Annotated in this window: 2 protein-coding genes; one reads left to right on the top strand and one right to left on the bottom strand. The window is 43.3% G+C overall.

The genetic code is table 11. The annotated features are described in order from the left end of the window. Nucleotides 1–70 precede the first annotated feature (70 nt). Nucleotides 71–250, top strand: coding sequence for a WYL domain-containing protein (locus CRENPOLYSF2_RS04780; protein ID WP_272867688.1), 180 nt, complete (start codon nt 71–73; stop codon nt 248–250). Nucleotide 251: 1 nt separating this feature from the next. Here the strand turns inward: CRENPOLYSF2_RS04780 and CRENPOLYSF2_RS04775 are convergent, their stop codons facing one another. Further along, the gene (locus CRENPOLYSF2_RS04775; protein WP_272867687.1) at nt 252–767 is read right to left on the bottom strand and encodes a methyltransferase; all 516 of its coding nucleotides are present in this window, start codon (nt 765–767) and stop codon (nt 252–254) included. Nucleotides 768–1,126 lie beyond the last annotated feature (359 nt).

The following is a 1,126-nucleotide window of genomic DNA, read 5'->3' as shown; positions in this document are numbered from 1 at the left end:
CCAAAAAACGCAGCCAGTGCCGATTTGATATTGGGCTTACCCTGGAATTTAAAGTAGATACGTCTGGACGCTGGTTGGCTGGTGCGAATTAAGGGGGGATTTCCGCAATTTTCGGCTGGATCGTATGCAGCAGATTACATTGGAAAAAGACACTTTTTCTGATGAGCATGGCCAAACCTTGGTGGATTTTTTTGGCAAGATGACGGCAGGCGATAACGGGTTAGTTAATATTCTAGTCAAACAACGCTGAACTATCTTTGCTTGAGTACCAATATCTTTCCGATGGATCGGAGCTGTATCAACTCTTCAAACATCAACTCCGCTTGGTCGAACAGGTTTTGCCATTCTGTAATCGTCCTTTCTTTACCTCGTGTGGCCATAAACATCTGCATATCGCAGGCGGCGCTGGATATATCGGCTTTAAATTCCGGCACAACTAACTCCATAATGGCAATGCGGGCACCGGTATCGGCAATGGCAATGGCCAGATTACGCAGTATCTTGATACAATCCTGGTCAGCCAAGCTATGCAGTACGGCACTTAATAAATAGATGTCCTTGTCGTTTTTGGCGGCCGGAATGGCTTCAAGCACGTTTCCAGCCTGGTAACTTATTCGGGCAAGTAGCTTGGCCGATTCTTTGCCCACCCAAAACGTTGCTGCTGTTTTAATGATCTGATCCCGGTCGAACACCTGTGCCGTAAGGTGTGGGTATTGTTTCAAAATCGCCAGAGATTTACTGCCTTTTGAACCACCGATATCTAAAATGCGCCCAAATTCAGCAATTCAGAGCGTATCAGAATTAAACGTAAATCAATCGATTAGTGTGCATTGAAATTAAATTTTTCCGGCAACAAGATGGACAATAGCCAGTTTTCCATCCATTCCATTCTGCATTGTAAATTTCTAATGAAAAAACGCCCAGCCAAATCGTGCCCAATTTATAGCGCAGCGTCGTGCAAAAAAAGCTAAACTACGCAAAGCCCTGACCGAAGCCAGCAATTCAGAGCGTATCAGAATTAAACGTAAATCAATCGATTAGCGTGCATTGAAATTAAATTTTTCTTCACTACCGTACACTTTTTCCAAAGCTATTGCTATTTTTTAACAGTTTGATAATTTAGTGA

It is taken from the genome of Crenothrix polyspora, assembly GCF_900163755.1.
Lineage (GTDB): Bacteria > Pseudomonadota > Gammaproteobacteria > Methylococcales > Methylomonadaceae > Crenothrix > Crenothrix polyspora.
Note: the sequence above shows the minus strand (reverse complement) of the source record. Positions and strands in the feature narration are given on the sequence as shown.